Origin of the sequence: Moorena sp. SIO2C4, from assembly GCF_010672485.1 — a bacterium.
Classification (GTDB): Bacteria; Cyanobacteriota; Cyanobacteriia; order Cyanobacteriales; family Coleofasciculaceae; genus Moorena; species Moorena producens.
Map to the genome: position 1 here is coordinate 1 of NZ_JAAHGN010000194.1, position 9,043 is coordinate 9,043.

The 9,043-nt window shown below is 44.5% G+C and carries 5 protein-coding genes and 1 pseudogene; 2 read left to right on the plus strand and 4 right to left on the minus strand.

Annotation, left to right across the window (positions count from 1 at the left end):
- Both F6K20_RS12850 and F6K20_RS12855 read left to right on the plus strand, forming a co-directional pair.
- Positions 1-345, plus strand: a pseudogene (locus F6K20_RS12850) (type IV pili twitching motility protein PilT); the annotation flags it as partial.
- Positions 346-600: 255 nt separating this feature from the next.
- Positions 601-1,548 carry a circadian clock KaiB family protein gene (locus F6K20_RS12855; RefSeq protein WP_008190849.1) on the plus strand — a complete coding sequence of 316 codons (948 nt, stop codon included), beginning with the start codon at positions 601-603 and terminating at the stop codon, positions 1,546-1,548.
- Positions 1,549-1,634: 86 nt separating this feature from the next.
- On the opposite strand, the gene F6K20_RS12860 is transcribed toward F6K20_RS12855, so the two are convergent.
- The 4 genes from F6K20_RS12860 to F6K20_RS12875 all read right to left on the minus strand — a co-directional run bounded on the left by F6K20_RS12860 (position 1,635) and on the right by F6K20_RS12875 (position 8,652).
- Positions 1,635-3,353, minus strand: a complete 1,719-nt coding sequence (locus F6K20_RS12860) for an ABC-F family ATP-binding cassette domain-containing protein (protein WP_287294911.1) — start codon at positions 3,351-3,353, stop codon at positions 1,635-1,637.
- Between the two features lie 200 nt (positions 3,354-3,553).
- Positions 3,554-5,011, minus strand: coding sequence for a zinc ribbon domain-containing protein (locus F6K20_RS12865; RefSeq protein ID WP_044495634.1), 1,458 nt, complete (start codon positions 5,009-5,011; stop codon positions 3,554-3,556).
- 558 nt (positions 5,012-5,569) lie between these two features.
- The gene (locus tag F6K20_RS12870; protein WP_287253168.1) at positions 5,570-7,501 is read right to left on the minus strand and encodes an ABC-F family ATP-binding cassette domain-containing protein; all 1,932 of its coding nucleotides are present in this window, start codon (positions 7,499-7,501) and stop codon (positions 5,570-5,572) included.
- A gap of 308 nt (positions 7,502-7,809) precedes the next feature.
- The gene (locus tag F6K20_RS12875; RefSeq protein WP_008190859.1) at positions 7,810-8,652 is read right to left on the minus strand and encodes a prohibitin family protein; all 843 of its coding nucleotides are present in this window, start codon (positions 8,650-8,652) and stop codon (positions 7,810-7,812) included.
- Between the last annotated feature and the right edge of the window lie 391 nt (positions 8,653-9,043).

Here is a 9,043-nt window from a genome sequence, read left to right on the forward strand (position 1 = left end):
CGGATTCTCAATCTCTACAATCCAGAAGAACAGGCTCCCATGCGGGTGTCCATATCAGAAGCCCTAGTAGGAGTCATTTCCCAAGGGTTGTGCCGTACTACCGATGGCAAGCGTGCTGCTTTTCATGACATCCTGATTAATACTGAATCCATTAAGGATTACATCCTCAAGGGCAAATACGAAGAAATTGAACAACTGATGGCGGACAGTGAATTTGACGGTATGGTTACCGTAAATAAATCCTTGTTCGCTCTTTACCAAGAGGGGCGTATTACTGAGGAAACTGCCTTGGAAAAGTCACCCACTCCCAACGAGATTGCAATGATGTTGCGCGGTCGGATTTAGGGATTAGGCAGGCTTGTATAGGGATTAGGAATTAGGGATACTGACTTAACCCCTAAAACCTAACCCCTAATATCATGTCCGGATAATTAGTGATGAAAAACCTTCTCCCTTCAAACCTTACTCCTTTCCTTCAGCAAAGCTGCCTTCTGCCCTCTGCCTTCGATTTACCAAAGTGTAAGTATTCAAACGGACATGATATCACACCATTACCGTAACACCTTGACCATCAAAACTAAATTGACATAGTACTAGCATATGCTGGATGAAACCCCCTCGCCCCAACTGTTTAAAGGTATTGCTATATTTACACCAGGGGAAGATCTAGTGTATAGCATTGACTTTAATAAGCAGAGTCACTGGCACCTGCATCTGTGTGCGAGTTTACAGGAAATACTGGGGTTACCAGAGCCACCTCATTTTTTAGTCCCCGGATATACTGCTACCATTGATCGGTGGATTGACCCTCAAACCAATCAGTTGCGCATGTCAGCAGAAATTCATTGGTTGGTGCAACATCATCAGGCATTGTTAAATGCCGTATTTGGCACTGACAACCTGATTTGGCAAGTAGCCCCTTGGGAGGAAGAGTCCTGTGACCCGGCGGTGCTAGAAACTTATCGCAATCAGTTTCCCCAACTTTGGGAAAACCACGACTTGATCCTGCGCATTGACCGCCCAGAGCCATTATCCTACTACGATACAGAAGAGGTTTTGCCAGAAAGGGTTACTAATCAAAACTCTGGGAGATGGTCACCTCAGCAGCATTTGAGAGCTATTGAAAAGCTGCCGGGTTTATCTAAGTCTGCCACTGATAGTACAGACTCACTGACTGTCACCGATGTCACCAAACCTGATTCTTTATCCAGGATGTCCCTGCCTGATGTGTCTCACTCCCAGGCACAACCTACCCATAGCTATGTCCTGCGTTTGTTCGTTTGCGGACATAGTACAGAAACTGAGTATACTCTCAAGAGTCTATACCAGTTGTTAGAGAATCATTTAGGTCATCCCTATACCCTAAAAATTATTGATGTTTTCAAGCACCCAGAACTCGCAGAAAGTGATCAGATCTCAGCTACACCGACACTACTCAGAGTATGGCCCGAGCCTGTCCGGCGGATTGTCGGTGATTTGAACGATATTGATCAGGTATTGCAGAGATTAACCAGCAATATAGTTGACTCCTCAGCACTTAAGCAATAAGCTTTTAATCGGTAATTTTAATCGGTAATAGGTAATATAGCAGTTCTCAATTGGGTATTGAAAACTGCTATATGTTACTTTTGTTGTTACTTTTGTTTAGCAGCAGCTTTCTTTTTGGTCTTTTTAGTCTTTTTGCTAGCATTTGCCGCTTTTTTAGCCGCTTTGGCCGCAGCGATCGCTTTTAACCGAGCTTCTTCTTTTTCCTGGGCAATCTTTTCAAGATAGTAGTGGTAATCTCCCAGATAGGTACAGAATTCGCCATCCCGGATTTCCACTATTTTTTTGGCCACTTTCAAGATAAAATAGCGGTCGTGGGAAACAATAATTACTGTACCATCATAGGTACCGAGTGCTTCCTCCAACATTTCTTTGGCTGGGATATCCAGGTGATTAGTCGGCTCATCCAGAATTAGTAAATTAGCAGGACAAAGGAGCATTTTGGCTAAGGCCAGGCGGGCTTTTTCGCCTCCACTAAGGGACTCAACCTTTTTATATACCGTGTCCCCAGTAAACAGAAACCGTCCCAATAGGGTACGCACTTCCTGATTTTTCCAGTCTGGGACTTCATCATGGATGGTTTCCATGACCGTTTTGCTCAATTCTAGGGCTTCTGCTTGATTCTGCTCAAAGTAACCAGGAATCACATTGTGTTTGCCCAGTCCTACTATCCCTTCTGTTGGCTTTTCCATTCCCATGATCATCCGGAGTAAGGTGGATTTACCGCAACCATTGGGACCGATGAAGGCAATGCGATCGCCCCGTTCAATCAACAAGTCTGCTCCCAGAAATAAAATCTTGTCATCATAGTCATGGACTAAATCCTTGATTTTGACTACCTCAAAACCACTACGAGGGGCAGGAGGGAATTGGAATTTGAGAGTTTTGAGATTAGCAGTTGGGGCTTCTATCCGTTCAGTTTTTTCTAATTGTTTCTCTCGGCTTTTGGCTTGGGTAGACCGGGTTGCACTAGCACGGAAACGCTCAATAAAGGCTTGCTGCTTTTCTATTTCCTTTTGTTGACGCTCGTAGCTACTCAGTTGAGCTGCCTGCATCTCGGCTTTCTGCTGGAGATAAGCTGAGTAATTGCCTAGGTAGGTAGTCGAGACACCCCGTTCGGTTTCTACAATTTGGGTACAGAGGCGGTCAAGAAACTCCCGGTCGTGAGATACTATTACCATTGGGGTCTTCAGACCCTTGAGATACTTTTCTAACCATTCGATGGTTTCCAAGTCAAGATGGTTAGTCGGCTCGTCCATTAGTAGGACGTCTGGCTTCTGGAGCAGGATTTTGCCTAAACTCATGCGCATTTGCCAGCCACCACTGAAAGCACTCACTAAGCGATCGCTATCCTCTGGCTCAAATCCCATCTCCGGCAAGATCTTGTCAATTTTTGCTTGTAAGCCATAACCATCGAGGGCTTCAAATTGGCGCTGCAACCTATCTAGTTTTCTAATCAGCCCTTCCAATTCTGCTTCATCAGCCATTTCCATGGCGTTTTGGACTTGTAGCATTTCGGAGTGTACGTGGTTAGCTTCCTTAAATACCGTCCAGAATTCTGCTGAGACCGTGCGGGTTGGGTCTACTTCAAATTCTTGGGTGAGGTAAGCGATATGAAGACTGGCAGGACGGATAACAACGCCGCTGGTGGGTTCCATCTCTCCAGCAATAATTTTCAGTTGGGTAGATTTCCCGGCACCATTGACGCCAACTAAGCCAATGCGATCGCCTGGTTTAACTTCCCAGTTGACATCCTTTAGAACTTCGCCAGTGGGGTATACTTTACTAATTTGTTCGAGTCGCAGCATTAAGATGTCTCCAAGGAAAATTTTAGCTGGGGACTTTTATTCCTGATCCCAAGTTGCTGTCGGGTTGAGATACTCTTAAACCGTGATTAATCGGGATAAACCCGGATTTAACGGTCAAGGTACAATTTATTGTTGTCCGAGTGAGGAGTGGTTAGACGGTAATTGGAGTTAAACCTACCACCCAGCTATCTGGACGTTCCTCACATCTCGATGAGGAGTTGCTTGAAAGCCTGAGTCTTACTATGTTTGGAGTTAAGCCAACCAAGCTCAACTGCATCAGCTAGACTCAATCCCAACCCTTTCAAGAAACGCGCGGTACGACGCAACAACACGGCCTGAACCTCAGTCCTAGAAGAGAACCGAGAAATCTCGAAGTCCGTACCCCTCGCAAGGATGTTCTTGGCAGCATTGTGGTCAGCCGGCAACACGACCCCATCAAATCCGGTAAAACTGTCCCCAGTCCTTTTCCCTAATAGGGTTCCATTCCTGGAGTCAATTTGCGACGTGTAACTAGGCTGAACTTCCGTGACAACCGAGCCAGTCCAGTCAGCCCATTTTTGCAGGGAGTCTCGCATCTGTCCAATCATCCAGCTATTGAGCTTGCGAGACATGGCCAACGACTGGCGCTTATTCTTAATTGGTTGTGTTAAATCTTCTGCAAAAACTTTTAACGCTCTTCCTCCAACTAGTGACTTGGAGGCAGCTCCGAGTACTGACTGTATTTCTGATTGATCTTGCTTGTAACGTTTGTTCTCGGTTTTTCTGCTCAGATTATTTCTTAATATTCGAGCTGATTTAGCTGGGTCTAACTTTTCTAATTTTCTATGAAGTGCCCAAAGCTTTCCTCTTTTTCGGTTCTTGGCACATATTCTATCTGATTTCTTGCTTAGCAAGACTCCTAAGCCTTTCCCATGAGCCTTGCCTTCCGAATCATAGAAGGCTTCTGTGTAACCTTTGTCTACTCCTATCTCGCGAGGTCTTCGAACAGATTCGACTCTTCCATGGTCAACCAAGAAATGAATCTCAAATTGTTGAGACTGGTTATTATATATCAGTCTGATCTGACCTTTTACTTTTCTGTTACTTTTGACAACGATCTTGTTTCTTTTTCTACTCGTTAATCCAGCTATTTCCAGCTGGTATGTATTAGGAGAAAGTCTTTTGCACTTGTATCCTACTTGTTGATAAACCATCTGATTGTCAACCCAAGAATGACCTCTTTTAAATTCTTTCCTGACAAGCCGGTGAAGTAGTGGGTTCTCCAGGAAAGCTAAGGTTTTAAGCTGCGTGGCATATTCTTTTCTACACTTTTCGTTTTCTTTTCCGGGAAATCTTTTGTAGATCTTTTTAATTACAGCATCGGAGGAAGCTGCCTGCTGAGCTGTGATTGCCTTGGCTACATCGTTGATCGTCCAATCCATCAATTTAGCCGGTAAGCCCAGGGTTTCAGGAGTCCTAAAGCTTTTGATCTCGGGGATAGCCTTTTTCCAATCCATCCCCCAATGGCTAATGCTACCTAGCTTGTTGTAAGACTCGGCTCTAACGATGCCTAGCTTCTTGATCGTAGAGAACCACTCTTGCTTGACCGAATTATTCATTCCCACTACGGGAACGACTTGAGTCGATATTTTCTTGGTTGTCCCCAACTTTCTTGGCATCATTAACTGCTGTTTCTTACTTCTCCATCTTACCCTAGCGCTACAAAAATGTCCATGTCCGTTTTGAGGTGTTAAATCCCGATTTGTACCGCTTTATTGGCGTTTAAGCGCGAGACTACAGAAGTTTGGTTGACAGGGATTCCCCTGTTCCTTTGACCATTAGTCCTTCTTAGTTTTCCCATCTACAGCAGATTATCCCCGGAAACCGCCACCTACAGTAGACCTCTTGCATCAATGGTGCCAAGCCCCCATTATCCCCTGCCCAGATTTGGGGGGCTAGGGAGGCAAAAACATGATTTATGCAATAAGTCTAGTGATAGAGTTTACGAGCCAGGATGTTTTTGGTGATCGTAACAAAAATTCATCATGACTGGTAGTACCTCCAAACCACTGACGAACAATTGAACGTTGATCAGCTGTCACCTCAATTATGCGTATGGAACGGTAGGCTCGCAACGGTATAATCACAGCGCTGGTGATCTAAATTATGCACCTCAAGTAGCGTGACCTACGGTCAATCCCGTAGCGTGGCCGTAGGCCAATCGCAACGGTTGTGATCTAAAATTCCCGTTCCGCCAACTCCATCCAACGCTCAGTTGCTGTATCAATTTCCTGAGTCAAGGCTTCCAAGGTCTGATAAAGTGCCTGGACCTCACTGGTATTTTTGGGAGGAGATTGATAAAGGGTTTTCTCCAACTCAGCTTTCTGAGCTTCCAGTTGGGGAATCTGACTTTCGAGTTGATCAAATTCCCGCCTTTCCCAATTAGACAGCCGACGGGGTTTGTTATTACTCGATGATTTTTTAGTGGACGGCTCGACCTTAGAGGATTCAGCCTTTTTCCCTTGAGTCTGAGCCATCTGTTGGGCTAGTTTTGCTTCTTCTTCTCGCTTATAATCGATATAAAGGGAATAATTACCAGGATACTGGCGTACCTTACCCTCAGATTCAAAGGCAAAGATTTTATCTACGCTGCGGTCTAGGAAATAGCGGTCGTGGGAGACAATAATCACACAACCATTAAACCCCTCTAGATACTCCTCCAGTACAGCTAGAGTTTGTACATCTAAATCATTAGTGGGCTCGTCAAGAATAAGTACATTGGGAGAACTCATCAGTACTTGCAACAGAAACAAGCGACGTTTCTCTCCACCGGAAAGCTTATGAATTGGTGCATACTGTTGGGTGGGAGGAAATAAGAAACGCTCCAGCATCTGTGAGGCACTGATCAATGTGCCATCAGCGGTTGTCACATACTCTGCTACGTCTTTAAGGTAATCAATTACCCGTTGATTTTGATTAAGAGCTTCGAGCAAATCTTCTGAATGCTGGTCAAAGTAACCGATATAAATGGTGGAACCAATTTCTATTTTACCAGCATCGGGCTGAATGCGTCCAGTAATAATATCCATTAGGGTAGATTTCCCTACGCCATTCCCACCAATAATGCCAACTCGGTCATCGGGACTAAATTCGTAGGTAAAATCTTTGAGCAGAATTCTAGCGTTATAGCCTTTAGAAACATTTTCTAACTCAATCACTTTTTTGCCAATGCGACGACCAGGGGTAGAAATTTCTACTTTACCCTGAGCTTGTTTAAACTCCTTGGCTTGCATGTCGTGAATACGGTCAATTCGAGCTTTTTGCTTGGTACTGCGAGCTTTTGGACCTCGTTTTAGCCATTCTAGCTCTCGGCGCAATACCCCTTGATGTTTCCGTTGAGTACTGATGGCTGATTCTTCAGCTAAGGCTTTTTTCTCTAAATAGTAGGAATAGTTGCCAGAGTAAGTATACAGGTCTCCCCGGTCAATTTCGATAATGCGGTTGGTGACCTGGTCTAGAAAATAGCGGTCGTGAGTAATCAGTAAGATTGCTCCACGATAACTATTCAGATAACTCTGTAACCACTCCACTGACATGGCATCAAGATGGTTTGTTGGCTCATCCATTAACAATACCTCTGGTTCCGCTAGCAAGGCAGCTGCTAAAGCAATCCGTTTACGATAGCCACCAGACAACTGACCAATGGGAGCATCAAAATCAACTATCCCTAATTTACTCAGAATAATTTTTGCCTTTGTTTCTAGTTCCCAAGCTCCTGTGGCATCCATCTGCTGGGTTACACTTGAGAGCTGTGCTAGCAGTTGGTTATCCTCGGGATTGTGAGCCAATTTCTGGGAAAGTTCTTCATACTCACGAATCAGAGTCATCTGCTGACCACTATCAGCAAACACTTGTTCCAAAACCGTGTTGTTTTCATCTAAGTCTGGTTGTTGGGGTAAGTAAACAATTTTAGTTTTGGGATTAACCGAGAGTTGACCACTATCAATGGGCTCAAGACCAGCAATTATCTTTAATAGGGTCGATTTGCCTGAACCATTAGTGCCAATTAGACCAACTTTATCCATAGGATCTAGACTAAAGCTAGCCTCTTTCAGGATTTCCTTAATCCCAAAGTCTTTGTGAACTGATTGTAGGGTGAAAATACTCATGAAAAATTTATAGGAAAGGGAGTAGGGATTAGGGAGTAGGGATTAGGGAGTAGGGATTAGGGATTAGGGAGTAGGGAGTAGGGAGTAGGGAGTAGGGAGTAGGGAGTAGGGAGTAGGGAAGATAAATATGTCTTAAGGTTTACTTAGACTGCTATAAATTTATTTAAAAAAAAACCGTTTTCTGGGTAGAAAACGGTTTTTGGTAGTTGTAATTTAACTACTAATAATCAAGTGCAAAATATCAAACTTACTATTACTAACTACCATGAAATTAAAGAGCTTTTGACTATTTTATTGACATTTTGATGCTATTGAGGTACGTTGTTTAGGTCAAAGATAAAGGGAACACTGTGATTCCCCTCACCACCAATAACCAGAACTTTAGGCATCTGAGCCCCACCTTCTCGCCAAGCTGCGATCGCTTCTTTCTGGAGCACCAGTTCACCCCCTTGGGCTTTGAGGGTTTCCGCCAACAGTCGTTGGGCTTCGGCCTTACCCTGAGCGCGATTAATTTCTGCTTGAGCTTCTTGCTCAGCCTCCTGTGCTATATAGACAGCTCGTTGGGCCTGTTGTTCTGCTACCTGTTTTTCTTCAACTGCCTTGGCAAATTCCCTAGAAAAATTCAGGTCAATGACACTAGTATCCAATACTTGGACATCATACTTGGCTAACCTTTCGCCCAAAGCCTTATCAAAATCTTCCTTTAACTGACTCCGTTGGGTAATCGATTCTTCAGCAGTGCGAAGGGCGGCAGCAATTTTAAATGACTCTTGAGTCTGAGGGGCAATAATTGTGGTCACTAGATTCTGTAGAGTTCCTTGTTTTCGTCTGATACTAACCACCTTAGTGGGATCGAGGCGGAAGTTGATGGCAAATCGTGCGGTCAAATCCTGAAGATCCTTTGTGGAACTCTGGGCTGGGACTTCAAACTTCTGTACGGTGACATCATACACATCGACTATAGAGACGAAGGGCAGTTTGAAGTGGATACCCTCAAGCAGAGCGCCATCTCTAGCTTTACCCAAAATACTAAGGACTCCAGCCTGACCGGGATTGATAATTACAAAACAATTAAAGGAGAGGAGAATAACTAATGCTGCGATAATCCCCCCGACTAAAGATTGCAAATTTTGTGGATTTTGGTTCCTCAAGTTTTAATCTCCTTTTGAATTATCCCCTGGATTAATCACAGGGTAATTAAGCACTGATGTTACCAGATAGGGCATTTGCCAGATCTCGTAAGCTTTATGGCATCATATTTTCAGCATACTAGAAAAGTTCGTCTATCAGCTTAAGCAAAGGGAACAGCGGATCTGGGAGTAGGGAACAGGGAGTAGGGAGTAGGGAGTAGGGAACAAAATTCTCAGCAATTCCTAGACGGATTGCTATATCAGCTGATGGGCTAGGCCCAAGCTACGCCGAACAGCTTATGGATCACAGGCTAGAAGCCTGTGCCACACTACTTGAGTGGCCACTGAGCACTGACCACTGACCACTGACGGCTGACCACTGAACGCGCACGCGTGCGCGTAGCGCTTAAGC